Origin of the sequence: Neoroseomonas soli, assembly GCF_018129065.1 — a bacterium.
Lineage (GTDB): Bacteria > Pseudomonadota > Alphaproteobacteria > Acetobacterales > Acetobacteraceae > Neoroseomonas > Neoroseomonas soli.
In genome coordinates this window covers 96,997-122,030 of record NZ_JAAEDM010000003.1, presented here as the reverse complement: position 1 = coordinate 122,030, position 25,034 = coordinate 96,997, and the positions used below count along the sequence as shown (strand labels likewise).

General features: G+C 68.6%; 28 protein-coding genes. 9 read left to right on the top strand and 19 right to left on the bottom strand.

Annotation, left to right across the window (positions count from 1 at the left end):
* Positions 1-4 precede the first annotated feature (4 nt).
* Positions 5-1,693 (top strand): AIPR family protein, encoded by a 1,689-nt coding sequence (locus tag GXW76_RS02120; protein WP_211860332.1) that lies wholly within the window; start codon positions 5-7, stop codon positions 1,691-1,693.
* A 211-nt stretch (positions 1,694-1,904) separates the two neighbouring features.
* Here GXW76_RS02120 and GXW76_RS02115 read toward each other — a convergent pair whose 3' ends face one another.
* Positions 1,905-3,482 (bottom strand): terminase large subunit, encoded by a 1,578-nt coding sequence (locus GXW76_RS02115; RefSeq protein WP_211860331.1) that lies wholly within the window; start codon positions 3,480-3,482, stop codon positions 1,905-1,907.
* Positions 3,483-3,541: 59 nt separating this feature from the next.
* On the bottom strand, positions 3,542-3,994 hold the full coding sequence (locus GXW76_RS02110) for a hypothetical protein (protein WP_211860330.1): 453 nt from the start codon (positions 3,992-3,994) through the stop codon (positions 3,542-3,544).
* 112 nt (positions 3,995-4,106) lie between these two features.
* Between GXW76_RS02110 and GXW76_RS02105 the strand changes: the two genes are divergently transcribed.
* Positions 4,107-4,331, top strand: a complete 225-nt coding sequence (locus GXW76_RS02105; RefSeq protein WP_246513838.1) for a hypothetical protein — start codon at positions 4,107-4,109, stop codon at positions 4,329-4,331.
* Between the two features lie 95 nt (positions 4,332-4,426).
* Positions 4,427-5,311 (top strand): DUF3489 domain-containing protein, encoded by an 885-nt coding sequence (locus tag GXW76_RS25565; protein ID WP_246513837.1) that lies wholly within the window; start codon positions 4,427-4,429, stop codon positions 5,309-5,311.
* 62 nt (positions 5,312-5,373) lie between these two features.
* Here the strand turns inward: GXW76_RS25565 and GXW76_RS02095 are convergent, their stop codons facing one another.
* The 16 genes from GXW76_RS02095 to GXW76_RS02025 form a co-directional block, all read right to left on the bottom strand.
* On the bottom strand, positions 5,374-5,802 hold the full coding sequence (locus GXW76_RS02095; RefSeq protein WP_211860328.1) for a DUF1810 domain-containing protein: 429 nt from the start codon (positions 5,800-5,802) through the stop codon (positions 5,374-5,376).
* A 50-nt stretch (positions 5,803-5,852) separates the two neighbouring features.
* Entirely contained in the window at positions 5,853-7,115 is a 1,263-nt protein-coding gene (locus GXW76_RS02090; protein ID WP_338150867.1) for a site-specific DNA-methyltransferase, read from the bottom strand.
* On the bottom strand, positions 7,105-8,565 hold the full coding sequence (locus tag GXW76_RS02085) for a site-specific DNA-methyltransferase (protein ID WP_211860327.1): 1,461 nt from the start codon (positions 8,563-8,565) through the stop codon (positions 7,105-7,107). The genes GXW76_RS02090 and GXW76_RS02085 overlap by 11 nt, the downstream gene beginning before the upstream one ends.
* A 117-nt stretch (positions 8,566-8,682) precedes the next feature.
* Positions 8,683-8,976: an HNH endonuclease gene (locus tag GXW76_RS02080; protein ID WP_246513836.1), complete on the bottom strand. Its 294-nt coding sequence runs from the start codon at positions 8,974-8,976 to the stop codon at positions 8,683-8,685.
* 185 nt (positions 8,977-9,161) lie between these two features.
* Positions 9,162-10,334: a type VI secretion system-associated protein TagO gene (locus GXW76_RS02075; protein ID WP_211860325.1), complete on the bottom strand. Its 1,173-nt coding sequence runs from the start codon at positions 10,332-10,334 to the stop codon at positions 9,162-9,164.
* Positions 10,335-10,414: 80 nt separating this feature from the next.
* Positions 10,415-10,969, bottom strand: coding sequence for a hypothetical protein (locus GXW76_RS02070; RefSeq protein WP_211860324.1), 555 nt, complete (start codon positions 10,967-10,969; stop codon positions 10,415-10,417).
* A complete protein-coding gene (locus GXW76_RS02065) occupies positions 10,959-11,186 on the bottom strand; it encodes a hypothetical protein (RefSeq protein WP_211860323.1) in 228 nt (75 codons plus the stop codon). Before GXW76_RS02065 ends, GXW76_RS02070 begins: the two co-directional genes overlap by 11 nt.
* Positions 11,183-11,758, bottom strand: a complete 576-nt coding sequence (locus GXW76_RS02060) for a hypothetical protein (RefSeq protein ID WP_211860322.1) — start codon at positions 11,756-11,758, stop codon at positions 11,183-11,185. Before GXW76_RS02060 ends, GXW76_RS02065 begins: the two co-directional genes overlap by 4 nt.
* 301 nt (positions 11,759-12,059) lie before the next feature.
* Positions 12,060-12,338, bottom strand: a complete 279-nt coding sequence (locus GXW76_RS02055) for a hypothetical protein (protein WP_211860321.1) — start codon at positions 12,336-12,338, stop codon at positions 12,060-12,062.
* Positions 12,335-14,581: an AAA family ATPase gene (locus tag GXW76_RS02050; protein WP_211860320.1), complete on the bottom strand. Its 2,247-nt coding sequence runs from the start codon at positions 14,579-14,581 to the stop codon at positions 12,335-12,337. Before GXW76_RS02050 ends, GXW76_RS02055 begins: the two co-directional genes overlap by 4 nt.
* A gap of 4 nt (positions 14,582-14,585) precedes the next feature.
* Positions 14,586-15,308 carry a hypothetical protein gene (locus GXW76_RS02045; protein ID WP_211860319.1) on the bottom strand — a complete coding sequence of 241 codons (723 nt, stop codon included), beginning with the start codon at positions 15,306-15,308 and terminating at the stop codon, positions 14,586-14,588.
* Positions 15,309-15,371: 63 nt separating this feature from the next.
* Positions 15,372-15,506: a hypothetical protein gene (locus tag GXW76_RS25920; protein ID WP_272876002.1), complete on the bottom strand. Its 135-nt coding sequence runs from the start codon at positions 15,504-15,506 to the stop codon at positions 15,372-15,374.
* Complete coding sequence (locus GXW76_RS02040) at positions 15,496-16,257, bottom strand: hypothetical protein (protein ID WP_211860318.1); 762 nt, start codon at positions 16,255-16,257, stop codon at positions 15,496-15,498. Before GXW76_RS02040 ends, GXW76_RS25920 begins: the two co-directional genes overlap by 11 nt.
* Complete coding sequence (locus GXW76_RS02035; protein WP_211860317.1) at positions 16,254-16,703, bottom strand: hypothetical protein; 450 nt, start codon at positions 16,701-16,703, stop codon at positions 16,254-16,256. The genes GXW76_RS02040 and GXW76_RS02035 overlap by 4 nt, the downstream gene beginning before the upstream one ends.
* Positions 16,703-17,068: a hypothetical protein gene (locus GXW76_RS02030; protein WP_211860316.1), complete on the bottom strand. Its 366-nt coding sequence runs from the start codon at positions 17,066-17,068 to the stop codon at positions 16,703-16,705. Before GXW76_RS02030 ends, GXW76_RS02035 begins: the two co-directional genes overlap by 1 nt.
* The gene (locus GXW76_RS02025) at positions 17,061-17,354 is read right to left on the bottom strand and encodes a hypothetical protein (protein WP_211860315.1); all 294 of its coding nucleotides are present in this window, start codon (positions 17,352-17,354) and stop codon (positions 17,061-17,063) included. The genes GXW76_RS02030 and GXW76_RS02025 overlap by 8 nt, the downstream gene beginning before the upstream one ends.
* Here GXW76_RS02025 and GXW76_RS02020 point away from each other — a divergent pair.
* From GXW76_RS02020 to GXW76_RS02000, 5 genes are all read left to right on the top strand, one after another.
* Positions 17,341-18,231, top strand: coding sequence for a S24 family peptidase (locus tag GXW76_RS02020; RefSeq protein ID WP_338150866.1), 891 nt, complete (start codon positions 17,341-17,343; stop codon positions 18,229-18,231). The genes GXW76_RS02025 and GXW76_RS02020 overlap by 14 nt on opposite strands.
* Before the next feature lie 232 nt (positions 18,232-18,463).
* A complete protein-coding gene (locus tag GXW76_RS25915) occupies positions 18,464-19,045 on the top strand; it encodes a L,D-transpeptidase (protein WP_211860313.1) in 582 nt (193 codons plus the stop codon).
* Between the two features lie 279 nt (positions 19,046-19,324).
* On the top strand, positions 19,325-19,816 hold the full coding sequence (locus GXW76_RS02010) for a DUF2924 domain-containing protein (protein ID WP_211860312.1): 492 nt from the start codon (positions 19,325-19,327) through the stop codon (positions 19,814-19,816).
* Entirely contained in the window at positions 19,813-21,147 is a 1,335-nt protein-coding gene (locus GXW76_RS02005) for a recombinase family protein (protein WP_211860311.1), read from the top strand. The genes GXW76_RS02010 and GXW76_RS02005 overlap by 4 nt, the downstream gene beginning before the upstream one ends.
* Positions 21,144-21,551: a hypothetical protein gene (locus GXW76_RS02000; RefSeq protein WP_211860310.1), complete on the top strand. Its 408-nt coding sequence runs from the start codon at positions 21,144-21,146 to the stop codon at positions 21,549-21,551. Before GXW76_RS02005 ends, GXW76_RS02000 begins: the two co-directional genes overlap by 4 nt.
* A gap of 54 nt (positions 21,552-21,605) precedes the next feature.
* On the opposite strand, the gene GXW76_RS01995 is transcribed toward GXW76_RS02000, so the two are convergent.
* Positions 21,606-21,920 carry a hypothetical protein gene (locus GXW76_RS01995; RefSeq protein ID WP_211860309.1) on the bottom strand — a complete coding sequence of 105 codons (315 nt, stop codon included), beginning with the start codon at positions 21,918-21,920 and terminating at the stop codon, positions 21,606-21,608.
* Positions 21,921-22,283: 363 nt separating this feature from the next.
* Between GXW76_RS01995 and GXW76_RS01990 the strand changes: the two genes are divergently transcribed.
* The gene (locus tag GXW76_RS01990; protein WP_211860308.1) at positions 22,284-25,034 is read left to right on the top strand and encodes a class I SAM-dependent DNA methyltransferase; all 2,751 of its coding nucleotides are present in this window, start codon (positions 22,284-22,286) and stop codon (positions 25,032-25,034) included.

The window sequence follows — 25,034 nt, the reverse complement described above, 5'->3', positions numbered from 1 at the left end:
CGAAATGAGCCTCCTGCACGTAAACCAGATCAAGGGTTTCCTTCTCCGCAGCTACAAGGGCCTGATCGACCTTCGCGACGTGGCCAACCTGCAGGAAGCCGACCGCGAGAAGGTGCTGCTGTCGCGCGCCTTGGCGGCTTTCGCTGTCGCACAACTGGCTGGTCTCGAACCCGAGCACGCAGCGGCGGCAGTCACGGATGGGGCCGGGGACAACGGGGTGGACGCCCTGCACTACGACCGCGCCACCCGCACCCTCTACATCGTGCAGGCCAAATGGTTTGGCGACGGGCACGGGTCGCTCGACGTTGCCGACGCGTCGAAGCTCGTGCAGGGCTTCCGCGATCTAGTCGACCAGCGTGCTGAAAGCTTCAACGACAAAGCAAAGGCCAAAATGGCGATGGTCGAAGAGGCCATGCTCGCGGACAAAGCCAGCTACGTTCTCGTGCCCATCTATACGGGACAGGAGCCGCTCGCCCCCGAGCCGGAGCGGGTGCTTGATGAATGCCTCAGCAAGTTCAACGACTGGAAGGATGAGGCAGCAGAGGACCTCCTGTCCCTCAGAGTGCTGCGGCAGAGCGACATCTACGGGATGGTGGTGCAGGGCACGCGGGGCGAGCCCATCGCGTTGGAAGTTCTGCTCCACGAGTATGGGCAGGTGGAAGGGCCATTCGCTGTCTATGGGCAGGTAGAGGCCGAGCATGTCGCGGGCTGGTGGTCCAAGCATTACCCGCAGCTTGTCGAACCCAACATCCGGCGCTTCCTTGGGACAGACATGGACGTGAACTCTGGCCTGCTCAACACGCTGCTCAACGAGCCGGAACACTTCTGGCACTACAACAACGGCCTCACGGTCGTGTGCCAGCGCATCGAGCGGCGGCTCTCCGCGGGCGCAGGGAAAACCGTGTTCATCGTCTGCCACGGGGCGGCCATCGTTAACGGCGCCCAGACGGCCGGTTCCATCGCCACGGCTCACGGTAAGAACCCTGCAGCTGTGCAGAGGGCTCGGGTGCAGGCGCGCTTCATTTCGGTGGACGGGCCGGAGGGGCAGGCGCTTTCCGCTGCGATCACGAAAGCTACTAACACGCAGAACCAGATCACGCGGCGGGATTTCGTGGCCCTCGATCCCGAGCAGGAGCGGCTCCGCATGGAATTGGGGTTGGAGGGCGTCCTCTATCACTTCAAGTCGGGCGAGGCGGTGGTTAGGAACGCTACCACCTTCGATCTCGAGGAGGCGACCGTCGCCCTCGCATGTGCGAGCGCCGACCTCGCCATGTCCACGCAGGCGAAGCGCGAGATTGGAAGGCTGTGGGACAACACTGAGAAGGCGCCCTACAAGGCGCTGTTCAACGCGGGCACGTCGAGCACGCTGCTCTGGCGGCATGTTCGCGTGATGCGCATGATCGATTCCGCTCTACAGACCCTTCAATCGACCCTTGACGGCCGAGATCGAGGGTTCGCCGTCCACGGCAACCGCTTTATCGCACACCACGTGTATCGCTCACTTCCGCTGTCCTCTGGCGTGGGCGCGCCCTACCCGATCCCATCGGAACAGGACGTTTTCGCGCTCGTCGCGCGCGCCGTCGCGGCCACTGCAGAGGCTGCTAACAGATTGTATCCCGGCGCTTATCTGGCTCAATTGTTCAAGAACCAAGCGAAGCTGGCGGCGGTTAGCCGGGAGATGCCTTCGCCTTAGTGGGAGGGGACGGAGCACGGCGGCCTACCCGCCGTGCCGGCGCTGGGCTGCCCGACTTCGGATCCGGACGGTAGCCTTGCCGCTCAGGAGTTCGGGCAGCACAACCAAGTAGCGGGGATGACCCAGCTAAGACCGTTGCTGCGAGAGCAGCCGTACGCGACAGCAAACGCGGCGCGAACGTCGGCAGACCGCGCAAAGCGGTCTACCGCGATCAAATCACGAAGACGGCCGGCGCCGACCGCGCCTCCGGGTTCCGCGACATCAACTCCGCTGCATTGAACGCCGCCACCAGCGGGTCGATCTTCGCCTTGCCCGCCGCCTGCTTGGTGATGGTGATCGCGTTGCCGCGCGGCTCGACCCGCGCATTGCCGACGCACCACGCCATCAGCGCCTGGCCGGGATGCCACAGCGTCCCGTCGGCCAGCTTGCGCTCCAGCGTCTTGATCGCGCCACTGATCCGCCAGCCCTGTGGGATGCCGACGACCCGATCGCCCGTGATGTGCCGCTCGGCCATCGCATCGACGATGCCGCCGATGCCCACCGGGTCCAGACCCACGGCGTGCAGCAGCCCGGCGCGATCGATGTCGGCGACCAGGTCAGCGACTTCCTCCAAATCCTCGCCGAGGCGCCCAACGATGCGCAGGTCGCCGTCGCGGGCGAAGTCCGTCAGCCGGGCCGCCTCCGACTTCCGCCGCTCCAGCACCACCGGATGCGCCCAGGCGCGCGACCACAGCAGCCAGTCGCGCGTGATGGCATCGCGGCCGATCACCGACAGGCCGAGCAGGTCGTCCAGCCCGCCACCATCGATGCCAATGGTGACGACGTCGGCGCGGCGCAGCAGCTGATCCAGAGTCAAATCGGGATCCGCCTGCGGCTCCCAATGCTCGGCGCCGGCCCAGGCATCCGACAGCAGCGCGAGGCCGATCTCGACGTTGAGGTGCTGTGACGCCCAGCGTCGGAGCTCCTCCTCTCCGGCCTCGACCGCGGCGCGATAGTCGGGGATCAGGCGCGCGACGGTGATGGAGCGGCCATCATTCGGCGTGACCATCTTCCAATTGGCCGGGTCCCTCCATTCGACCTCGGGCGGGAACTCGTAGAGCACCGGCAGGATCGGCGCCTGCAGGATGCCGTCCCGCACCTTTCTGGCCTTCATCAGCTCGGCGCGAAACACGCCGGAGGGCGGGCGCTCCGACTGGGTGGTGATGGTGATCAGGAACCCCTCAGGCTGGGAGATCAGCCCGCCGCGGATCTGGCCGATGACCCGGTCAGCGTCCGGCGCCTCGGCAATGACATGCAGCTCATCGAGCAGGATCCCCGCCGGCTTGGTGCCGGTAACGATCTTCGGATCGAAGGACTTCACCTTGAGGAAGGCGTTGGTCGGCCGGTAGGTGATGCGCTTGAGGTGTTCCTGCACATGGAACTTCGCCGCCAGCACAGCGTCGGCCTCGATCATGCCGACCGCCTGGCGATAGGCGAGATCGGAGACGTCCTGCGTTGGCGCGACGATGATGAACTCGGCCCGCGGGCGGCGGTTCATTAGCAGGGCGGTCACCATGATCGCCGCGCCGGCGGTGGTCTTGGCGTTCTTCTTGGGAACCAGGGCGAAGATCTCGCGGATGTGCCGCTCGGTGCCGTCCCAGGAGCCGAACAGCGCGCGGACGATGTCGCGCTGCCAATCGCCACCGGCGGTGGATAGCGGCGGCCGGCCCGGCACATCCGGCAACCGCAGCCGATTGAAGATGGTGACCGCCCGCTCGGCCTCGCCCTTGAGCAGGGGCAGGTCAGGCACGAGCGTCCTGCCGGCCTGGATCCGTGCGATCCAATCGGGGCAGGCCAGCGACCAAGCCGTCACTGCAGCCGGATGCTCGCCGGTTCGAGCAGGCTCTCCCATGAGGTACCGCGCTCGGCGGTCTCCGCCTCGAGGGCGCGCTGCTCCTTCTTGCCGAGATCATCCGTGGCGGGACGCTCGCGCCAGCCGGCGCGGCACTTCAGCCAGAAGATCGCCGCCACCACTGCCTCGCGGCCGTCGCCGGTCGCCTTCTTGAACAGGGAGGCGGCGACCTTCGCGTTGGCCTCGACATGGCCGACCTCGAGCTCGGTCCAGAAGTGCTTGCGCAGCGTCTTGGGGTCGAGCGCGATCACGCGGGCGATCTCGTAGTCCGGGATGCCGAAGGCGGACATCGTCTTGACGGTGGCGCGGTCCTTCTCGGTGGGAACGTAGGCCGGGCGGCCGGGCTTGCGGGGCATGGGGTGCAGCGCCGCGATGCGCGGCTCCCTGGTGGCGTGGCGCCGCGGCGTCACGAGATGATCGGATCGCGCTGAACTGAGCAACATCATGAGCACGCGATTGGCTTGGCTCGGGCGCGGCTCAGCGCGAATGGTCCGTCACGCGACGCAGAGGACGGAGACCACGATGACCAAGCGCGAAGCCAACCAGCAGCGGAGCCTGGCTGCCTTCCTGGCGAAGAAGGCGGAGTTCGATGCCCTGCTCGCCGACCTGCAGCGCATGTCCGCCGACCACTTCGGCGCCGATCCCGAGGCGGTGCTCTGGGGCAAGGTCGGCGACCTCGAATTCTACACGGAGCAGATGCGCCGGGTGACCGACGCCTACTTCAAGCGCGGTGAGCACGCCGCATAGCGCGCGCCCCTCCCGCGCCGCCCCGCCCGGCAGGAGCCGGCGGGGCTCGGGCTGGTAGCACCCGGAGCCTCGGGTGCCGAACCAGGAGCCCGACGATGAAACTCTCCGACACCCAGCGCATCATCCTCAGCCAGGGGAGCCAGCGCGACGATCGGCTGGCCGTCCCGCCCGAGCGACTGCCGGCCGCGGCGCGGCAGACGGTGGCGAAGTCCCTGATCAAGCAGGGGCTGGTCCGCGACGAGCACGCGAGCGCCTACGCCGCGCGGGACGCCTGGCAGATCGACGGCCGGACCCGGCTGTTGCGCATCACCGACGCGGGACTGCGCGCGATCGGCGTCGAACCGGCGGGCGAGACGGAGGAAGTCGAGGACACCCGCCCGCGGGATGAGCGCAACGGGGTGGATCCCCGCCTCATCGACGGGGACGAGAACGGTGAGCCGGCCACGGTTGGCGACACGGCGCGGACGGGCGAAGAGGAGGCGCCCGCGCACGACACCCCCGCGGCGCCAGCCGACCCGGCCCAGGGCGCGCCCCTGGCGGAGGAGTTGGCCCTACTGGACCAGGCCCTCGCTACCCCGCGCCCGACGCCGAGCCCCACCCTGCGTGCCGCCGCGCAGCGCGTCCTCGATGCCTGGGATGACGACGCGAACATGCGCACCGACCTGCCGACCGCGATCGATGCCCTGCGCGCCGCCCTCGCCACGAAGCCGGGTCGTCCGCCACGGGAGCCGGGCGCGCTGCCCAAGCCGCGCGAGGGTACGAAGCAGGAGGCAGTGCTCGCCCTGCTGCGCCGCCCCGAGGGGGCGACGGTGGCGCAGGTCGCCGAGGCCACCGGCTGGGCGCAACACACGGTGCGCGGGTTCTTCGCCGGGCTGAAGAAGAAGGGCATCGAGGTCACGGTGCTGGAGCGGGTGCGCCAGGTCGGGCCGAACAAAGAAGGTGCCCGCGGGTCCTACAGCGTCTACGCGGTCACCGACTGACGTCGCGACCGGATCGCAGCAGAGCACCGCCGCCTGCCGGTGCAGGCGGCGGTGTCGCTGTGTCAGGGCTGCGCCAGCAGCTCGACGGTGCGCGGATCCGGCGCCCCACCGAAGTACTTCGCCAGGGCATCCGTGAAGACGGTGGCCGCCGGATCGGCCGCGGCAAACAGGGTCATCGACGAACGGAACTTCAGATCATCGGGACTGCCGAAGATCTCATGGACAGTGCGTCCGTCAACGGCCAGCACCAGCCTTGTGCAGTCCACCAGCCGTGGTCCGAGGAGCGGATGCGCCAGATAGGCCCGCGCCTCGGCAAGCGAGGCGATTCCATAGCGCTGCGCGGTCCCGCTCCGGCCGAGCGCACGCAACTGCGGAAACACGAACCACATCCAATGCGTTTGCTTATCGCCCGCAGCCAGCTCGCGCCTGACCGCGGGCATCACCTCTTCCTGCGCCTGGACGAAGCGTTCGAGATCGAAGGGGTCCACCATGTTCGTGAGGCTACCCCAGGGCCGCACTGCCTCCGAGCCCAAAGCGCGGGTCAGGCCACGTCGGCCGTGTGGCGTGCAGCGGCCATGTCCTTGAAGGTCCGATCCTCACCTGCGAGCACCGCCGCCTTGCCCGTCAGGGCCTGCCAGCGCAGCACGGCGACATCGACGTACCGAGGATCGATCTCCATCGCGTAGCAGCGCCGCGCGCTGGTCTCCGCGGCGATGATGGTGGTGCCCGATCCCGCGAAGGGTTCGTACACCGCATCGCCGACCGCGCTGTTGTTGACGACCGGCCGACGCATGCACTCGACCGGCTTCTGTGTGCCGTGGATGGTCTCGGCATCTTCGTCGCCGCCGAAGCCGATCGACCACAGCGTCGCCTGGTCGCGCGCCCCCTGCCAGTGGCCGGTGGCACCCTTGCGCACCGCGTAGAGGCAGGGCTCGTGCTGCCAGTGGTAGTCGCCGCGCCCCAGCACGAAGCGCGGCTTGGCCCAGATGATCTGGCTGCGGATCTGGAAGCCGGCGGCCCCGAGGCTGTCGATGACGGTGCGGGCGTGCACGCCGGCGTGCCAGACATAGGCGACGTCGCCCGGGAACAGCGCCCAGGCCTCCCGCCAGTCGGCGCGGTCGTCATTCGCGACCTTCCCCCTGCGCGCGGTGGACGACACACCGGCCTCGTTCCGCCAGGAGGGGTCGTACTCCACCCCATAAGGCGGATCGCTGACCATCAGATGCGGTTTCGCGCCGTCGAGCACCCGCGCGACGTCCTGCGCGTTGGTGGCATTACCGCACAGCAGCCGATGCCGGCCGAGGATCCACAGATCGCCGGGGCGTGACACGGGGAAGGATGGCGGCTCCGGCGCTGGCGCGTCGGGATCGGAACCGCCGGTCTCGTCCTCCGCGGGGCCGGCCAGCAGGCGATCCAGCGTTAAGGCATCGAAGCCGATCAGCCCAAGGTCGAACTCGGCGTCGAGCAGGCCGCGCAACTCACCGGCCAGCAGTCCCTCGTCCCAGGTGGAATTCAGCGCCAGCTGGTTGTCGGCCAGCCGATAGGCCTTGGCCTGCGCCTCGGTCAGATGCCCGAGCCGGATCGCAGGGATGGAGGAAAGCCCGAGCGCCTTCGCCGCAAGCACGCGGCCATGGCCGGCGATCAGCACGCTCGCATCATCGACCAGCACCGGCACGTTGAAGCCGAACTCGCGGATCGATGCGGCCAGCTGCTGCACCTGCGCCTCCGGGTGCTGCCGGGCATTCGCGGCATAGGGCGCCAGCAGCGCGGTCGGCAGCATCTCCACGCGCAGATCAGGCTGCACGGGCGGGCTCCTGCGCGGCAGCGCGCTCGGCGGCGACGGCGTCGTAGTCCCGGCCGTCCCCGTCCAGCGTGACCCTCAGCTCGGGGAACACCATCCGGTAGCGGGCGATGGCAAGGTCGACATAGGCCGGCGCGAGCTCGATCGCCCTGACCTTCCGCCCCGTGCGCTGCCCGGCCAGGATCGTGGTGCCGGAGCCAGCGAAGGGCTCGAACACCGCATCGCCCAGATTGGCGTAGCTCTGCAGCAGGAGCTCCGGTAGTGCCACCGGGAACACTGCCGGGTGCTCAGTCTCGATGCCCCGGCCCTTGTGGCGAGTGATGCGCAGCACGCTGTCCGGGATGCGCATCTCCTGCACCGGCAGGCCGGCATGAGTGTAGGCTTTCACCTCGCCATCCGCGGCGCGCAGCCCGCTGCCCTTGTTCTCCGTCCCCGCCCATTTGCAGGGGATGATCTTGTTCGGCTGGCGGGACTTTCGGTTGAAGTGGAACACCAGCTCGAAGGCCGGCGCCAGTCGGCCGTTCCAGTCTCCCGGCAGGCCTGGCCCCTGATCCCAGGCGTACAGCCCGAACCGCCGCCAGCCCTGCGCGCGCATCCATTCCACCCAGCCCTGCCAATAGGGCTGCCACTCCCCGTCGCGATGGATCAGGCCGAGGTTCACCAACGCCTGGCCGTCCTCGGCGAGGATGGCGGGGAGGTGCTGGAACACGCCCCGCATCAGCGCATCCCAATCCGAAATGCCCCCGGTGGTGTAGGCGCGCTGGTTGCCATAGGGCGGGCTGGTGAAGAGCAGCGCGGCGCGGTCCCCGCCCAGCACGCGGGCGACGCAGGCGGGGTCGGTGCTGTCGCCGCAGAGCAGGTGATGCTCGCCCAGCAGCCAGAGATCGCCGGGGCGAGCGACGGCCTGGCGCGGCGGCACCGGCTCGGCGTCGGCGGGATCCTCGTCCCCCTCGGCGTCACCACCAACTCCGATGCCGGAACCGCCGCCGGATGCGTCCCCCAACTCCCCCGTATCCGCGGCCGCGACATCCGCGAGATCGCCAAGCAGCCCCGCCACCTCGTCCGCGCCGAAGCCGATCAGCCCGAGGTCGAAGCCCTCTGAGCGCAGCTCGAACAGCTCCCCCTTGAGCAGGTCGGCATCCCAACCGGCATTGAGCGTCAGCTTGTTGTCCGCCAGCGCGTAGGCGCGCTTGTCGGCCTCGGACCAGCCGCGCGCCACCATCGCCGGCACGTCGAGCAGGCCGAGGGCCTTCGCCGCCAGCACACGGCCGTGGCCGGCGATCAGTTGCCCGGCCTCGTCCACCAGCACCGGCACGGTCCAGCCCCATTCGCGGATGGCGGCGGCGATCTGCGCCACCTGCGCCTCGCTGTGGGTGCGCGCATTGCGGGCGTAGGGCAGCAGCGAGGCCACCGGGCGCCGCTCGACCGCATCGGCCGGCCAGGCTCGCTGCATGCGTGAACTCCACCATTTTTAGGGAGGGAAAAATCCCCGCGTGTCCCCCGTCGCGGAGGGGCGCCCCAAGGCGCCAGAGATCCGATCCCCCCCTCCCCATCGGCAGCGGGCGCGGGGTCAGCGCGCCATGCGTGCGGCGCGGACGGCGACGGTCTTGGTCGTGTGGCAGGCACCGCACAGAGTCTGGCCGTTCGTCACGTCGAGCGCGGCACCACCGTCGCGCATTTCGACGATGTGGTCGGCGTAGAGCCGCACGCCGCGGCGACCGCAACGCTGGCAGGCGTGGCCGGCGCGGGTGAGTACGGCAGCGCGCCAGTCGCGATGCGCGGTGGAGGCGTAGTGCGGGTCAGGCTGCTTCGGAGGCGGCAGCGCGGTGCGGGTGTCGTGGCGGGCGATGCGCGTCGACAGCATGCGCAGCCTCGCCATCCCGCTCACCCCATCAACGCAAAGCGCCCGGGCTGTGGGCTCCGGGCGTCTGTCGTGCCGGGCTGCGCCCGCACTTCGTCATCGTGGGAAGAGTCTACGAGATGCGGATTCCGCGCCGCCAGACGGTGAATTGTAACAGCGATCCATAGCCGCTTGCGATGCCAGATCGGTTATCGCCTTTGAGCACCTGCAGGTCGGGGTTGCTGCCCTGACGCCGGCGCCGGCGCTTGCAGGGACCAGCGACACGCCTCGGCGACCGCCTGTGCAGCTTGTCGGAAGCCCTTGAGCGAGAACGTCATCTGGTGCTGCTGGTTGTTCTGCTCGACGACACGCAGCAGCAATTCCTCACCGTCTAGTAAGGCGCGGATCAACGGTATCGCATCTCGCCCCCACAAGCCCGTCGCGCGGCCCGACGTCGACGTCCCCCAGTTCACTGTGACTGGCGCCCGCTGATCGATGCGGTACGTCACCCGCACCGTGCGTCGCTGGTAGTCTGTCAGAAGGTACTTCTGCACATCGACGTAGAGCCGCGTCTCACCCTCGACGCAGGCGACCAACAACGCTCGTGCGTCGCGGTTCGTATAGAAATCCTCCAAGGCCTGCGTGCGACCATGCGCTTGCGGCGTATCGTCCATCCGGGATCGCGAGGAAAGGAATGCCCAGTCGTCCTCGACGCTGTAACCCAAGCTCTGGAGGGTGCGACGCTCTGCTGCCGGGAGCGCTCGGCTTCTCGGCGCGTCGGGCGCTCGATCGTCGGCTTCTGATGTGCCGGGGATATCTGCGGTAGGGGCGGATGCGGCGGGCTGAGTAGTGGAACCCCCGCCGCTCGCCGGTGGCGCCAAAGCGAATCCTTGTCGAGCCGAGACGGCTGCGAGTTCGGCGAGCGCCAACGCCTGCCTCTCTGTGGCGAGCGTTGTCAGGGCAAGTATGCCAATCATGCCCCCCGACTGGCTCGCCTGTGCCATGGCCGCAGCGACGCGCTCCCGAGCCGCCGCCACCTCGGCCTCAGCACGGGCGATTCGTGCAGGATCTGGGGCGGTCAGAACACCAGGCACGGACACTGCTGTCGCCGCCACTGCAGCACGATGCTCCAGCAGCGCCTCGGTCAAGCGGTAGACACCGATCCGGACGCGCGTCAGGTCGCCCAGCAGACCGCCCGGCGCCGACGTAAGATCCCGCTCGGCCTCAGCGATCTGCGTCCGAACAAGCGCGAGGTCCGCGGCGAATGTGTCGCTGAGCTCGGTGCCGACGGTCGGCCCAGGGCTGCCAGGTGCTTGGCTCCAGGCAGCGAGCGGTAGGCTTAGGAAACCTGCGAGTAGGATCGACGGAATGAAGCGATTCATGGCGTCCCGACCAAGTATGCCTCGCCGAGAGCGAGGTTCTTCAACCCGAGGTTAGGTCGTCAAGCTGACAGACGACAACATTATGCAGCCCTGCTCCTTGGCTTGAAGCCGTAGATCACCGCCAGCACGCCCAACGCTGCCACCAGCATCCCCTGCGCCTGGGCGTGCCCGACGCTGCGCCCACCCCAGCCCTGACGCTGCGCCCATTCGCGCACCGAGCACTCGAGGCCGACCACATGCCAGACGATCGAGCCCGCCGCGCTGTCGAAGCCACCCAGGGCGGTGACGGCATCGGCCGCCTCCATGCGCGCCTTGGCCTGCCGCTCAGTGAGCCGGTCCCCTGAGCCACCCGGCAGACGGAGCAGCGGCATGGCGCGCAGCTGATCGAGCGCTGCAACGCGGAACTGCCGGCGGAACACCGCGCCCGCATCGTGCATCTCCTGCGTGATGGTGCCGTTGGCCAGCATCTGGCCGAGGGTGTCGACCGTGCGGCGATGCACGACCGGCAGCCCGGTCTCGGGATCCGCCTCGCGCACGGGCTCGCCCACCGGGCCATGCTGCAGCCGCCACTTCGAAGGCTCCGACAGATCCTCACGCGGCGTCGCCGGGCGCTTCGTCCTCCGCTTAGCGGCCATGGCTGCTGCCTCCATCGCGCCGCCCCCAGCGGCGATTGGCCTCGTTGGTGATCGCCTGCCGCAGCCAGGGATCGGTGATCTCGTCGACCGGGATCGCGACGACGCCGAGCCGGTGCCAGGCCGCGGCCCGCATCGCGTTCACCTCCGCGTCGTTGGTTGGGCTGCGGGCGAGGTCGAGCGACGAGCGCGGCGGACGGGGAGCACCAGGCAGCCTCATGCGCCGGCCCTCCGCCGGATCGGGGTGTAGGCATGCGTGTCGCCCGTCTCGTGGCCGAACGGGATCGCGTCCCCGCGCGACCAGTCGAACTCGCCGCCGCGCGGCGTCAGGCGCAGCGCCTCGATGCGCGAGCCGGGGAAATGCTGGTGGATGGCATCGACCCAGTGCCGCCCCTCCCAGGCGCAGATGACGCGGCCCACCTCGTCGAGCGTCCACACCTCGCGGTCGCGGCCATCGCGCGCCAGCGCCTGCGCCTCGGGCAGGGTGCGGACGATGGCCAGCACGACGCCGTCCGGCATCCGCGTCTCCCAGACCTCCGGCGCCAGGGGCTGGTGGCCGGCGGCCAGCGCGGCGGTGTCCATGGCGGCCCAGGCGCGCCGCATCGCCTCGGAATGGGCGCGCACGGCATCGAGGTCCTGCGCGCCATAGGCCGCCTGCCACTTCGCCCATTGCCGATCGAACCGCTCGCGCAGCCCGTCCTCGACCAGCAGGCGCAGCCGGCCCACGCCCCACTTGCGCTCGATGGCGTCGGTCAACGCATCGACCGACTGCACCAGGCCCTGGACGGCCATAGCGGTGGCCGAGCGATCAGTAGCCCCTGACATCATGCCCTCGTCTCCGTGATGGTGTGCGCTGCTGCTGCGCCACTGGATGGCCGCCCGTGCTCTCCAAACTGCTGGGGATCTTGCGCCGCTGCCCCACCGGTCCGGGCTGCGCCACTGCGCCACTGCCCCATGCCCCCTAAGGGGCATGAGGGCATGGGCCAGGTCAGTGGCGCAGAGGCGCAGCCCTCCCCGGCAACCGGTCGCCGCGCCACTGCGCCAGTGCTGCGCCAGTGGCGCAGGGCAGTGGCGCAGATATCCGCGAGCGGCCTCATGCCTCTGCTCCCGCCAGCACCTTGACCCGGCGCTTGGGATCGCGGTGCTCCGCACAGCGGCGCCGATCGACGCGGACAGCACCTGCGCGACGTGGCGTGACGAGATCGAACGGCGCGCCGCAGTCGGTGCAGTGACCGAGCCAGCGCGTCAGCTCGATATGGCGGCCGTCGCGCGTGGTGTGCGGCCGGATTTCGACGCACTCAAAGCGCTGATGCTGAACAAAGGCGACCCCGCCGATGGTCGGCTGACCCGGCAGGCTGAGAGGCTTCCTCATGCGTCGTTTTCCTCCTGTGCGTGAAGCCGCATGCCGGCGACGGCCTGCGGGTCGTGTTCGAGCCCCTTGCGCGCCTTGCGCTGCTTCGGGCTCTGGTAGTCGACGATCCGAAGGGCCTGGCCTTTCAGGTAGCCAGCCAGGATCGTGCGGGCCTGCTCCTCGGTGCAGCCGACGACGCTGGTAATGAGGGTGCCCGCCCAGCGATCGCTGTCCTGCGGGCGCGCGGACCAGCGCTCACCATCATCGCGGGGGGAACCGAGCTGCTCGATCAGGTCGGCCGAGGCCGCGAGCGTGAGGTCCTTGAACACCGAGGCAGGGCGCCACCGCGCGACGGCCTGGACGTGGTCGCCGTTCGGCAGCGTGATCGAGCGCAGCTGCAGCCAGGTCGCGTCGAGCGGGCGCGGCGCGAGGTTCAGCTTGGCGTTATCGGCGCGGACGAAGAACCAGCGCTCGTCTTCGTCGATGCCGAAGCGCTCGGCTTCTTTCTCGTCCATGGCGCGCAGCGCGACCGCCGCGCGCGCCGCATCGACCAGCGCGGAGGCGCCGCGGAACGCATCGGCGTCACCGGCGATGCCCCCTTTCCGGAAGTGATGCACCAGCAGCACGGCGCAGCCGGCGGCGTCGGCAACGCGCGACCACAGCGTGGCGGCGAAGTCGACCTGGTCGTTGCGGTTCTCCTCGAGGCGATGCGACTTCACGAAGGGATCGACGACTAGCAGCCGCACCTGGCGGCGGGTGAGCTCGGCGATCAGCGCGTCCACCAGCGGCGTGGCGACGGTGCTGCCGTCCGGCAGACGGGTAGCGAGGATCAGCGGCTGCTCGCGGCCGCTGTCGAGGAACAGGCGCCCGGCGAGATCGCTCGGCGGGATGCGGTGCGCGATCAGGGCGGCCTGTACGCGACGGAGCAGTTCGTCGCGCGGGTCTTCCAGGTTGTAGATCCAGGCGCGGCCCGGGCTGTGCACCGGCTCCTCGACCAGGGGGCGGCCGAGCGCGACAGAGAGGGCGACGCCGATGGCGTAGGCGGTCTTGCCGGTGCCGCCCGGGGCGCCAAGGACGGAGACAAAGCGGCGGATCAGGAAATGGCCATAGACCCATTCGCGCGGCGCCAGGCTGGCGAACTCGGCGGGGTCGAAGGGCGTGGCGACGAGGTCCGCTGTGGTCGCGCCCTGGGCGCCGCGGGGCGTGGAGACCTGTGGCGCCGCGACGTCGCCCTCCCAATCCGCATGCGCGCCCTGTCCGGCGACCTGTCCGCCCACCTGCGGCGCCGAGGCGGGCGTGCGCGCTGCGACCAGCGACGGCTTGACCCAGAGCGGGTTCGCCAGCCGGGCGAGGCGATACAGCGAGGCAAAGCCGATTCGATCCGGCGGGCTGCGGAACCAGTGCTGCCAACGTTCGGCGCAGGCGGCGTCCTGATGCTTCGATGACTTCGCGGACCAGGCCGTCCAGGCGGCGAGGCCCGCGGCGCTGCCGCCCGAGGCACGCCACACCGCCATGCCGATGCGCGACCACTCGTCCCAGGGCAGGTCGGCATTGGGGATCTGCGCCAGTGCGGCGGCGATGTCGTCGGCCGAGGCGGCGGCGTCCGGATGCGAGCGCGGTGCGGGCGGGCCATCCGTGTGACCCACGGTGGCGGGGGATGCCGGCTGCGCCAGCAGCAGCAGGTCGGCGGCGACGTCGCAGATCGGCCGCAGCGCGTCGGGTGCCTCCCGCAGCAGGCGGCCGGAGACGGTGACGTAGCGCGGGCAGCGGTGAAAGATCTCGACGCTGCCACCCTCCGGCATGGCGACGCGGCGATGGATCGGGGCGCTCAGGCTCTCGTTCAGCCCGATGATGCGGAGCCCCCGTCCGGAGGGCGTGACCTCGGTGTAGCTGTCGGCCTCCTCCACCAGCCGTTGCGCCCAGTCCGTCAGCGCGCCGGTGACGGGATCGCGGCAGGCATCGAGATCGAGAAAGATGTGCGCCGCATCGTCGCGCAGCACATAGCCGGCGCCGTCCGCCTCGCCGGCGGCGACCGCGCCCATGGCAGCGGCGAAACTGTCCCAGGAGGCAGGCTCCTGGGTTGAGGCGTGGCGCCAGGGATCGCCGGCGCGAAACAGCGGCTTGTCGGGCTTGCGGCCGTCGGTCGGCTCGGTCCAGCGCCAGATCACCCAATGCGGCCGGGCGGCGAGCGCGCGCAGCGCGTCTGGCAGCGGGCAGATCAGCCCGTCGCCGTCGCGCTGCACCTGGCTCGCCGTCCCGTCCATCGGCTCAGAACTCGGTGTCGTGCGTCACCAGCGCGGGCGCCACCGTCACCGGCGGCGCCGCGACCGAGACCGGCGGCGGCACGTGCCGGGGCGGCGCTGCAGGGACAGATGCCGTTGGGGCGGGCGCAGCTGCGGCGGGCGAAGCCGCCGCGGTGGTGTCCTGCGCCCCGGGCAGCGCACCGATCGGCAGATCGGCCGGGCGCGCCACCCATTTCTCGATGCGGAACACCGGCGCATAGTTGGTGCTGCTGCCCTGCGGCCCCTTGCTCACCACCGGCGAGGTGCCTGCGAAGGTCACCACCGGCACCATCCCCTGGCCGCGCTCCGGCGCCGCCTCATAGGTGCTGTGCAGCGCGTCCATCGCCGCGATCACCACCTTGGCCGAGGAGGCGAATTCGCGCAGGCCGCCGAGCAGCTTCGGGGCGAACACCCGCACCCGAAAGCCCTGGCGGTGGTCCTTGCTCGGCTGCGGCGGCAGGGCCGCGCCGAAGGGCACCAGCCGCAGATCCGGGGTGCCGCCGGTATAGGACAGCCAGCCGATCTCGATCTGCGCGAGATCCATCAGGAACTGCGGCGGCGGACTGGTGATGTCGACCAGGGTGGTTTCCCACCGGCCGTCGGCGGCCTGGGCGCGGTCGGCGCGGAACATGCGGCCGGCGCGCGCGTCGTAGCGGATGTGGGGGACGAAGTCGGCACCGCTGGTGCTGGTGTTCAGGCCGAGGGCCATGGGCCTATCCTCTCGGTGGGGGTGACGCGCGCCAGGTGCGGCGGGCGCGCAGCGCCGGACGCGTCAGGCGATCAGCGACAGGACGAGCAGGGCGAGCGCCCACAGCCCGGCCCAGTGCAGCGTCGCCGCCAGCAACTCGAGCGGGATCAGGGACGGTCGCCAGCGCCGCCGCGGCGTGGGGCGGAGGTCAGTAGCCATAGACCTCCCTCCCCAGTGCGCGGGCCTCGGGGGCGGACCACCAGAAGCTCTCGAAGTCGGGGCAGAGCAGCCCAGCGAGTTCCTGCGGATCGCGCGACAGGCGCAGGAAGCGCTCGAGGCGGAGCGCGACCTCGCGCAGCACGGCGAGAGGCGCGGCCGGGTCCTGCAGCGCGTAGACCGCGACCTTCTTGGGCGTCGCGTAGCAGAAGCGCATCTCGCGGTTGGTGCCAGCGACATAGACCGCTCCCTGTCGCGCATGGGCGGGGCTGATCTCGGAGGCCAGGCGCAGCTGGGTCTTGAGGTCGAGGACGATGCCGTGCGCGTCCCAGACGAAGTCCTGGTAGCCGATCAGCGGCACCGGCACGTCCGGCAGGGTGACCTCGACGCGATGCTGGCGCTGCCCCTCCGGCGGTGGGGTTGGCGGGCCGTATTGGCGCAGCTCCACCAGCGCGGTGGCGACGATGCCGGGAATGGGCTCGCGCTCCTTGCCGCGGTTCGGATCGGCGGACAGCGCGGCGAGGCGGTCGAATTCGGCCAGCGCTGCCGCCTGGCAGTCCTCCATGGAGAGCGCGGGATCGAACAGGCCGAGGCTGACGCCATGCTCCGCCGCGATGCCGCGATACGCGGCGCAACCCACCGGCGCCCGCCGATGCAGCAGCTTTTCCACTACCCAAAGCGCCGGTTCGGCCGCGTAGAGGTTGAGGCTGGTGGCCGAGAGGTGATCGAGGCCGTGTTGTGCGAAGCCGTTCATGCCGCACGCTCCGCGATAGCGTCATGGGGACGGCCATGCTCGGCCGCCGCGCGGGCCTGCTGCCGCGGCGTGTCCGCGTCAGGCTCCTGCTGGATGCTGCCGGTGCCGCCCGCCGTACGGTTGATCAGGCCGAGCACCTCAAGCCAGACATGCATGGGGATGACGACGATCGGCGCCTGGCGGTCCTGCCAGAGGAACAGCGCGTCATGGGAGCCGAGCCAGCGCAGCAGCGTCTTGAAGCCGTTGCCGTCACCGCGCGCCTTGACCTCGGCGGTCAGCGGCGGCCCGGTCGCGCCGCGGGCGTAGATGTCGATGTCGGCGCCGTTGCCGCGATAGTGCGACGCGCCGGAGAGCGGGACGCGCTCGGCGGGGATGCCGCACTTCACGTGCAGTTCGACGATGGCGCGCTCGCGGCGCAGGCCCTTGTCGCGGGACGGCTTGCCCATCACGCGGCTTCCGCGATGGGGAGCGTCAGCCGCCGCGCGCGCCGCGCCGGCGACATGCGGCGCGCGATGGCGACATAGGCGTAGTCGTGCGTCCCGAGCCGGTGCTGCACCAGGCGGAGGTAGCCATCCTCGGCCAGGCGCAGGGCGAGACGGGCGGTCTCGGTCAGCGCCCGGCAGTCGCGCGGCCGCAGCCGACCCATCACCGGCCAGGCGTCGCGGGCGATATGGCCCTGCCAGTAGATGGCGCGATCGCCCGGCAGCGCATTGATCGCCCAGGCGATGAAGGGCGCCGCGCCGAGTGGGAGCACGGTGTCAGGCAGGGGCGCTGCAGCAGACGCTGCGGGATGCGTGAGGCGATCATGCATGGCGATACCTCCGGAGGGAGCCGAGTTCAGCGAGCAGGCGTTCATCGACCGGACGGCCACTGAAACGCGCCGCCTCGGCGACCGCGGCCCAGTAGCGGGCGGGGATCCCGCGGCGACGCCAGGCGCGGACGGTGACCGCCTCGACGTCGAGCAGGGCGGCGAGGTCGCTGGCGTTCGGCCAGAGGGCGATCACCTCGGCGAAGCTCTTGGGCGGCGGGAGCGCGGGCGACAGCGCCGGGCGTGCCGGTTCGGCGGGCCGTTTGCGGAGGGCGATGCGGTCGGGCATGCCGGACAGATACGCTCCGTCGCGGCACGCAAACAAGACTGTTTGTATATGCAGAAACCTGCTACACAATCGCGAAGAAAGCGCTACATATTGCAGCGCCATGGAATCCACCGCAGACCGCCTCCGCCGCTTTCGCGAAGCCAAGGGCATTGATTCAGGGGCCGAATTGGCCCGTCTCGCCGGCGTGCCGGAGGCGACCTACCGCGCCTATGAGAGTGGCCGTCGGCCGCTCACGGCGCGGGCGGCGCGCGAGCTCGCCGTGCCCCTCGGCATCACCTGGCAGATGCTGCTGTTCGGCAAGGAGGCCGGCGACGCGGGCATCGCCATCAACACCCCGGAGGAAGCCGCGGCGGTGCTCGGCCAGCGGGTGCGACGCAAGGCGACGCCGCCCCGGCCGCCCACCTCCTACACCGGCCCGGTCGGGGCCGAGGTGATCAGCATGGGCGGCGACAACTGGGCGCTGCTGCCCGTCTATGACGCCCGCGCCTCAGCCGGTCCTGGCCAGGAGATCGACCGGGAGGCGGTCGTCTATCGCATCGCCTTCCGGGAGGAGTGGGTCCGCACGGTCACCACCGCGCCGCTCGACCAGCTGGCGGTGATCTCGGTGGATGGGGACTCCATGGAGCCGACGCTTCGCACCGGCGACACGGTGCTGGTGGACTTCCGGCAGAACCAGCCGGGGGACAAGGACGGGATCTACGTCATCCGCACCGGCAACGGCCTGCAGGTGAAGCGGGTGCAGGTGGAACTGGGGCGGCCGCCGCGGCTCAGCGTGCTGTCGGACAACCCCGCCTATCAGCCGCAGCGCGGCCTGAGCGCTGAGGACGTCCATGTCATCGGGCGGGTGATTTGGCTCGGGCGGCAGGTCGGCGCTTAGGCCACGGCCGCTCCTGTGGACATCGGCGCCGCCGGTATCGTTGACTTAGTCCAAGCAGGCTCGATGCCGCCCAGGGGATTCCGGACGATCGATGAGGGTTAGCCGAAGGAGCCTTGTCGCCAGCCTGCCTGGCCTGCTCGCGGCGTGTGCGTCGTCCGAGGCGCCGCAGCCGTCGCGGCACCCGTCAGCGCCGCAGGCTGAGGCCGTCGCGCCGGAGCCGCCGCCCGCGGCCGTGCCGGCGGCTGAGCCCGACTACCGTCGGATCTACGGGGCGATCACCACCGACCGCTTTTGGATCCCCGCGGTGAACCTTCGGCGCATCGATCCGCGGTTCCTCCGTCGCGAGGTTGCCTATTCGCGCGACGACGAGCCGGGGACCATCGTCGTCGATACGGCCGCCCGCTACGCCTACCTGGCCCTCGAGGGCCGCCGCGCCATGCGCTACGGCATCGCCGTTGGCCGGGACGAGGCCTTCAACCTCACGGGCGAAGCCTATGTCGAGCGCAAGGCCGCCTGGCCGAATTGGCGCCCGACGCCCGACATGGTCCGGCGCGATCCGCAGCGTTACGGCCCGTTCCGCGACGGCGTGCCGGGCGGCGGCCGCAATCCCCTCGGCGCACGGGCGCTCTACCTCTACCAGGCCGGCGTCGACACCTATTACCGCCTGCACGGCACGGTCGAGCCCTGGACCATCGGCACCATGGCTTCGGCGGGCTGCGTCCGGCTGATCAACCAGGACATCATCGACCTCTACCAGCGCGTTCCGATCGGTGCACGGGTGGTGATCCTACCGCCGGATGTCTCGGTCGCCTGAGGCGGCTGGCCAGAGCGTGGCGTAGCGCTACAAATCAGCACTCCCCGCAGCGATCAACGATTCGTATTGTCACGCCATGCAGCGTGACGACCGTCCCATCAACGCCCATCTCCCGCCCCATCTCCGCGAGGTCTGCGACCTCCTTGCCCGCGGCCTGCTGCGGCTGAGGAGGCGCGCTGCCGAGGAAGTCGCGCCCGCGGCCGACGGTGAGAGCGTGGTTCGCCTACACTCCGTCCCCGGCCAGCGCCTTCGTGCGAACCCCAGGAGAAAGGGAGACGCATGACCCGCGCGAAGCCAAACAGCACCTCGACGACGATAGTAACCGCCATCCCGAAGCCGGACGTGCCGGCGCGCCTCGCCGCGCTGCCGGGCATGCCGATCGGCGAGTTGAAGGCCGAATGGCGCAGCCTCTTCGGGACCGAGCCGCCGCCCTATAATCGGCGCTTCCTGGAGAGCCGCCTCGCATACCGCATCCAGGAGCTCGCCTATGGCGGCCTGAAGCCTGAGACGCTGGCGCGGCTGGAGGCGTTGGGCGAGCAGTTTGACGGCCGGAATATCACCCTGCGCCGCATCCGCCACGAGCAGCGCCCGATCGCCGGCACGCGGCTGATCCGCGAGTACCAGGGCGTCGAGCACGTCGTCACCGTTACCCGCGACGGATACGAATGCCAGGGCCGTCCCTACCAGTCGCTCTCCGCCATCGCCCGCGCCATCACCGGCACGCGCTGGAACGGATGGGTGTTCTTTGGCTTGCGGAAGCCCGGCGCATGACCCGCCGCGACACCGCCATGCCGGCGAAGATCCGCAAGCTCCGCTGCGCCGTCTACACGCGGAAGTCCACTGACGAGGGGCTGGAGAAGGAGTTCAACTCGCTCGACGCGCAGCGGGCCGCGTGCGAGGCCTTCATCTCGTCGCAGCGCTCCGAGGGCTGGGTGCTGGTGCACGATCGCTACGATGATGGCGGCGTGTCGGGCGGCACGCTCGATCGCCCCGCATTGAAGCGATTGCTGGCCGATATTGAGGCCGGCCTGATTGACGTCATCGTCTGTTATAAAATTGATCGCCTGTCCCGCTCGCTGATGGACTTCGCCAAGCTGGTGCAGACCTTCGACGACAACGAGGTCACGTTTGTTGCTGTCACTCAGAGCTTTAATACCACCACCAGCATGGGCCGGCTCACGCTGAACATCCTGCTGAGCTTCGCGCAGTATGAAAGGGAGATCATCGGCGAGCGCGTACGCGACAAGATCGCCGCCTCGCGCGCGCGGGGCATGTGGATGGGCGGGCCGGTGCCGCTCGGCTATCGGGTCGAGAACCGCAAGCTGGTGGTGGACGAGGCCGGCGCCGCGACGGTGCGGCGGGTGTTCGAGGGCTTTGCCGAAATCGGATCCGCGACGCGGCTGCTGCCCGTCCTCCGCGCCGAGGGCCTCGTCACCAAGACCGGCCGGCCCTTCGACAAGGGGGCCGTCTACAAGCTGCTGGTGAACCGGACGTTTCTCGGCGAGGCGGTGCACAAGGGGACGTCCTATCCCGGTGAGCACGCCGCCATCATCTCGCGGGAGCTGTGGGACCGGGTGCACGCCATCATGGTCGAGAGCCCGCGCGCCCGCGCGGCGAAGAACCGCGCCACCGCGCCGGCACTGCTGCGCGGCCTGCTGTTCGGGCCAGACGGGCGGGCGATGTCGCCGACCCACACGCGGAAGAAGGGGCGGCTCTACCGGTACTACGTCAGCCAGGCGGTGCTGCAGGGCGGGGCGGACGACGCGCCGCTCCGGCGCCTGCCGGCCGGGGAGATCGAGGGGCTGGTGCTGGCGCAGGTCCGCGCGCTGCTGCGCCAGCCGGAGGTCATCGTCGGCACGTGGCGTGCGGCGCGGGAGGAGGCGCCCGATCTGACCGAGGCAGAGGTCCGTGACGCGCTCGAGCGGCTGGATCCGCTCTGGGACGAACTATTCCCCGGCGAGCAGGAGCGCATCGTGCGGCTGCTGGTCGAGCGCGTGATGGTCACCGAGGCGGGCGCCGAGATTCGGCTGAACCTGGAGGGGCTCGCCGGGCTGGCGCGGGACATGGCGGCGAAGCCGCCGCGGGAGGCGATCGCAGCATGACCAGCGTTACGGTGGTGGTGCCGATGACCATCCGGCGCCGCGGCGGACGGAAGCAGATCTTCGGGCCGGACGGGGCGCCGGTGCGGGCCGGCCAGGACAGACCGGGCGTGGAGACCACCAGCGGCGACCCAGCCCTGCTGAAGGCGCTGGCGCGGGCGTTCCGGTGGCGGCGGATGCTGGAGGACGGGCGGTACGCGTCGATCCGCGAACTGGCCGCCGCCGAGGGGGTAGATCGGTCCTATGTCGCGCGCCTGCTGAAGCTGACCTTGCTGGCGCCGGACATCGTCGAGGCGGTGCTGGATGGGCGGCAGCCGGAGGGGTTGGGGCTGCCAACGCTGCTGGCCGGTTCGCCGACGGGGTGGGAACAGCGGCAGTCGGCCCTTTGCGCGCAACGCCAGCGGTAGTGCTCGAAGCGGCACGGGATGGAATGGCGTGCTTCGCTTCGCGGCCGAAAGGGATTATTCTGATTCTGCATCAATGGCTATGCGCCACATTCCTTCAATGCCGCATTCGACCCACCAGCCTTCGTAAATCAGCGACCCTGGAAAGGCGTGCAGGCTTGCCTCCCCGCCGTTCTGAGGGCAGCGGAGCCGCCAGTGACCCGGGCCGCGCTCGGCGCCCTGGTAAGCGACCTCCTGTCCATTGTGATCGGTGTAGATTACCTCCAGGCCATTCGTTGAGGGGTTGAGACGGACGTGGCATTCTTCCGTGAATGATGGTTCGCCGTCGGCCAGGTAAACCGTCATTCTGGCCGTACGGAGTTTGGGCTGCATCGATCCGTTCCTCGCGGCACGCTCGCAACATATGATCTCGGCCTCTGGGACCCGAGAAATGCCAGCGCCATGCAAAGGCCCGGGAATGGGGCCGGGCGCGGCACCACAACAATAATGTGACAGTCCGATGTCGGCTGGGCGAAACTCTCGCACTTTACCGATCGGGACAACATGCCAAGACGGGTGAACTCGTCATGCTGGGCGCGTTGACGCGTCCAGACCGCAAAGCCCCATTGTCTCTGCAAGCACGTCGAAGCCCCAGCCGTGGGGCGCAGCCGTTGCCGCGGTGACGAGATGCATGGTTCATCATACTATCAATTGTGCAGCGGTGGCGATCGGGGCAGCCGGCGCTGGGGGGGTGTGATGAACGCAGTTGAAATCGAAGAAGCCGTCTCTGCGCTGGCTGAGCAGCCCTTCGATCGGGCGGAGTTTCCCTATGCCTTCCTGGCGGCCTTCGGAAACAAGGACACCACGCTGAAGCGGCTCCGCAGCGGGGCATCGAACAAGTCCGACCTCGGCGGCGTCTTGCAGACCAACAACATCCACATCGCGACCTGCGACCCCGGCCAGGTCACGGCAACGCTGCAAGCCCTGAAGGCGAGCCCAGCGACGGCGCGCGGGAAGGCGAAGTTTATCCTCGCCACGGACGGCGACAGCTTCGAGGCCGAGGATCTGGCGAGCGGCGAGACGGTCGCCTGCACCTACCGCGAGTTCCCAGACCACTTCGGCTTCTTTCTCCCGCTGGCGGGCATCACGACCGTCAAGCAGATCCGGGAGAGCTCTTTCGACATCAAGGCAACGGGCCGTCTAAACCGGCTCTACGTGCAGCTGCTCAAGGAGAACCCGGAGTGGGGCACGGCGGCCCGGCGGCCGGACATGAATCACTTCATGGCACGGCTGATCTTCTGCTTCTTCGCGGAGGACACCGACATCTTCTGCCGGCCGCTGCTCTTCACCTCGACGGTGCAGACGATGAGCGCCTCGGACTCCTCGAACACGCATGAGGTGATCAGCACCATCTTCCGGGCGATGAACGTCAAGATCGCCGACCGGGCGGCAGCCGGCATTCCCCGTTGGGCGGATCAGTTCCCCTACGTGAATGGCGGCCTGTTCTCCGGCAGCCCGGACGTTCCACGCTTCAGCAGGATCGCGCGATCCTACCTGCTGCATATCGGCAGCCTGGACTGGAAGAGGATCAACCCGGACATCTTCGGGTCAATGATCCAGGCCGTCGCCGAGGATGAGGAGCGCGGCGCGCTCGGCATGCACTACACGAGCGTGCCGAACATCCTAAAGGTGCTGAACCCGCTGTTCCTCGACGATCTGCGGGAGAAGCTTGAAGAGGCGGGGGGGAACCCCCGCAAGCTGCTGAACCTGCGGAACCGCATGGCAAGGATCAGGGTCTTCGACCCCGCCTGCGGCTCGGGCAATTTCCTGGTGATCGCCTACAAAGAGATGCGGGCGATCGAGGCTGAGATCAACAAACGCCGCGGCGAGGCGGACCGGCGGACGGAAATCCCTGTCACCAACTTCCGAGGGATTGAGATCCGCGACTTCCCGGCCGAGATCGCACGCCTCGCGCTCATCATCGCCGAGTATCAGTGCGACGTGGTCTACCGCGGCCAGAAAGAGGCGCTACAGGATTTCCTTCCGTTGCGATCGGAGAACTGGATCACCTGCGGCAATGCGCTAACGCTAGACTGGCTAAGCATCTGCCCACCGACGGGGACTGGCGTGAAGCTGAAAGCGGACGACCTCTTCAGCACGCCGATGGACCAAGCCCAAATTGATTTCGACAATCAAGGTGGGGAGACGTACATCTGCGGAAACCCGCCTTATCTTGGCAGTAAATGGCAATCTACTGAACAGAAGGAGGAACTTGAGAAAATCTTCTCTCCGCGCACAAAAGGCTGGAAGTCAGTCGACTATGTTGCGGGCTGGATGATGAAGGCGGCCGAGTACGGGAGGCACACACGGGCGACATCAGCCTTCGTAACCACGAATTCGATATGCCAGGGACTCCAAGTGCCCATTTTATGGCCTGCGATATTCCAAACAGGCAGTGAGATAGCGTTTGCGCACACCTCCTTTCGGTGGGCGAACCTGGCCAGCAACAACGCCGGCGTGACCGTATGCATCGTAGGCATCTCGGCATCGCCCCCGCCGACCAGGAGATTGTTTTATACAGACGAGCTCGGAAATCAGATCGAACGAAAAGTAAATTACATTAATGCTTATCTGGTTGCAGGACCAAACATCATCATTGAACAGATGCGGCGCCCAATCTCAAGTGCTGCGCTGATGCTATTTGGCAATATGCCTCGGGACGGCGGAAACCTAATTCTCGGCGGAGATGAGCGCCGCCAAACTCTGATTGAGTACCCTGATGTCGCGGCTTACATCCGTCCTTACTATGGGTCCGAAGAAATGATCAATGGGAAGCTTAGGTGGTGCATCTGGATTGATGATGATGATGCAAAGCTAGCCGAGGAGCACCCTTTCCTTTCGGGCGTCTTGGAGCGAGTGAAGGAGAGCCGCCTAAAGAGTGACGCTCAGTCCACCCGCGAATTTGCGCAGAAACCGCATCGGTTTGTGCAAATTGCAGGACGCTCGACAGAGCATTGTATCGCGATCGCCAAGGTGTCTTCTGAACGTAGGCCATACATCCCGGTCGACCTTCTCAATGGTCGGGCAATACCGAGCGATCTCTTGTTCGCAATGTATGATGCGGAAATGTGGAACCTTGCACTCGTCGCATCCCGTTTGCACCTTGTGTGGGCAATGGCCGTTTGTGGGAAGCTCGAAACCCGGTTGCGCTACTCTAACACTTTGGGTTGGAACACCTTTCCCGTCCCGACTCTTACTGAGAAAAACAAGGTCGACCTTTCCGTCTGTGCCGAGGACATCCTTCTGGCCAGAGAGGCTCATTTCCCGGCGACCATCGCCGACCTCTACGACCCGGATGCCATGCCTGTCGACCTCCGCGCCGCCCACGATCGCAATGACGAGGTGCTGGAGCGCATCTACATCGGCCGTCGTTTCAAGAACGACACTGAGCGCCTGGAGAAGCTTTTCGAGCTCTACACCAAAATCACCAAGAAGGTGGCGGCCTGA

Bases quoted from the DNA above. Each gene is read 5' to 3' on its own strand.
- GXW76_RS02040 (WP_211860318.1), bottom strand. From the start codon at position 16,257: ATGAACGGCTTCGCACAACACGGCCTCGATCACCTCTCGGCCACCAGC.
- GXW76_RS02065 (WP_211860323.1), bottom strand. From the start codon at position 11,186: ATGAGGCTGCCTGGTGCTCCCCGTCCGCCGCGCTCGTCGCTCGACCTC.
- GXW76_RS02045 (WP_211860319.1), bottom strand. From the start codon at position 15,308: ATGGCCCTCGGCCTGAACACCAGCACCAGCGGTGCCGACTTCGTCCCC.
- GXW76_RS02025 (WP_211860315.1), bottom strand. From the start codon at position 17,354: ATGCCCGACCGCATCGCCCTCCGCAAACGGCCCGCCGAACCGGCACGC.
- GXW76_RS02030 (WP_211860316.1), bottom strand. From the start codon at position 17,068: ATGCATGATCGCCTCACGCATCCCGCAGCGTCTGCTGCAGCGCCCCTG.
- GXW76_RS02000 (WP_211860310.1), top strand. From the start codon at position 21,144: ATGACCAGCGTTACGGTGGTGGTGCCGATGACCATCCGGCGCCGCGGC.
- GXW76_RS02095 (WP_211860328.1), bottom strand. From the start codon at position 5,802: ATGGTGGACCCCTTCGATCTCGAACGCTTCGTCCAGGCGCAGGAAGAG.
- GXW76_RS02005 (WP_211860311.1), top strand. From the start codon at position 19,813: ATGACCCGCCGCGACACCGCCATGCCGGCGAAGATCCGCAAGCTCCGC.
- GXW76_RS02120 (WP_211860332.1), top strand. From the start codon at position 5: ATGAGCCTCCTGCACGTAAACCAGATCAAGGGTTTCCTTCTCCGCAGC.
- GXW76_RS02075 (WP_211860325.1), bottom strand. From the start codon at position 10,334: ATGAATCGCTTCATTCCGTCGATCCTACTCGCAGGTTTCCTAAGCCTA.
- GXW76_RS02050 (WP_211860320.1), bottom strand. From the start codon at position 14,581: ATGGACGGGACGGCGAGCCAGGTGCAGCGCGACGGCGACGGGCTGATC.
- GXW76_RS01995 (WP_211860309.1), bottom strand. From the start codon at position 21,920: ATGCAGCCCAAACTCCGTACGGCCAGAATGACGGTTTACCTGGCCGAC.
- GXW76_RS02035 (WP_211860317.1), bottom strand. From the start codon at position 16,703: ATGGGCAAGCCGTCCCGCGACAAGGGCCTGCGCCGCGAGCGCGCCATC.
- GXW76_RS02085 (WP_211860327.1), bottom strand. From the start codon at position 8,565: ATGCAGCGAGCCTGGCCGGCCGATGCGGTCGAGCGGCGCCCGGTGGCC.
- GXW76_RS02105 (WP_246513838.1), top strand. From the start codon at position 4,107: ATGACCAAGCGCGAAGCCAACCAGCAGCGGAGCCTGGCTGCCTTCCTG.
- GXW76_RS02080 (WP_246513836.1), bottom strand. From the start codon at position 8,976: ATGCTGTCGACGCGCATCGCCCGCCACGACACCCGCACCGCGCTGCCG.
- GXW76_RS25920 (WP_272876002.1), bottom strand. From the start codon at position 15,506: ATGGCTACTGACCTCCGCCCCACGCCGCGGCGGCGCTGGCGACCGTCC.
- GXW76_RS02020 (WP_338150866.1), top strand. From the start codon at position 17,341: ATGCGGTCGGGCATGCCGGACAGATACGCTCCGTCGCGGCACGCAAAC.
- GXW76_RS01990 (WP_211860308.1), top strand. From the start codon at position 22,284: ATGAACGCAGTTGAAATCGAAGAAGCCGTCTCTGCGCTGGCTGAGCAG.
- GXW76_RS02060 (WP_211860322.1), bottom strand. From the start codon at position 11,758: ATGGCCGTCCAGGGCCTGGTGCAGTCGGTCGATGCGTTGACCGACGCC.
- GXW76_RS02010 (WP_211860312.1), top strand. From the start codon at position 19,325: ATGACCCGCGCGAAGCCAAACAGCACCTCGACGACGATAGTAACCGCC.
- GXW76_RS25565 (WP_246513837.1), top strand. From the start codon at position 4,427: ATGAAACTCTCCGACACCCAGCGCATCATCCTCAGCCAGGGGAGCCAG.
- GXW76_RS02070 (WP_211860324.1), bottom strand. From the start codon at position 10,969: ATGGCCGCTAAGCGGAGGACGAAGCGCCCGGCGACGCCGCGTGAGGAT.
- GXW76_RS02055 (WP_211860321.1), bottom strand. From the start codon at position 12,338: ATGAGGAAGCCTCTCAGCCTGCCGGGTCAGCCGACCATCGGCGGGGTC.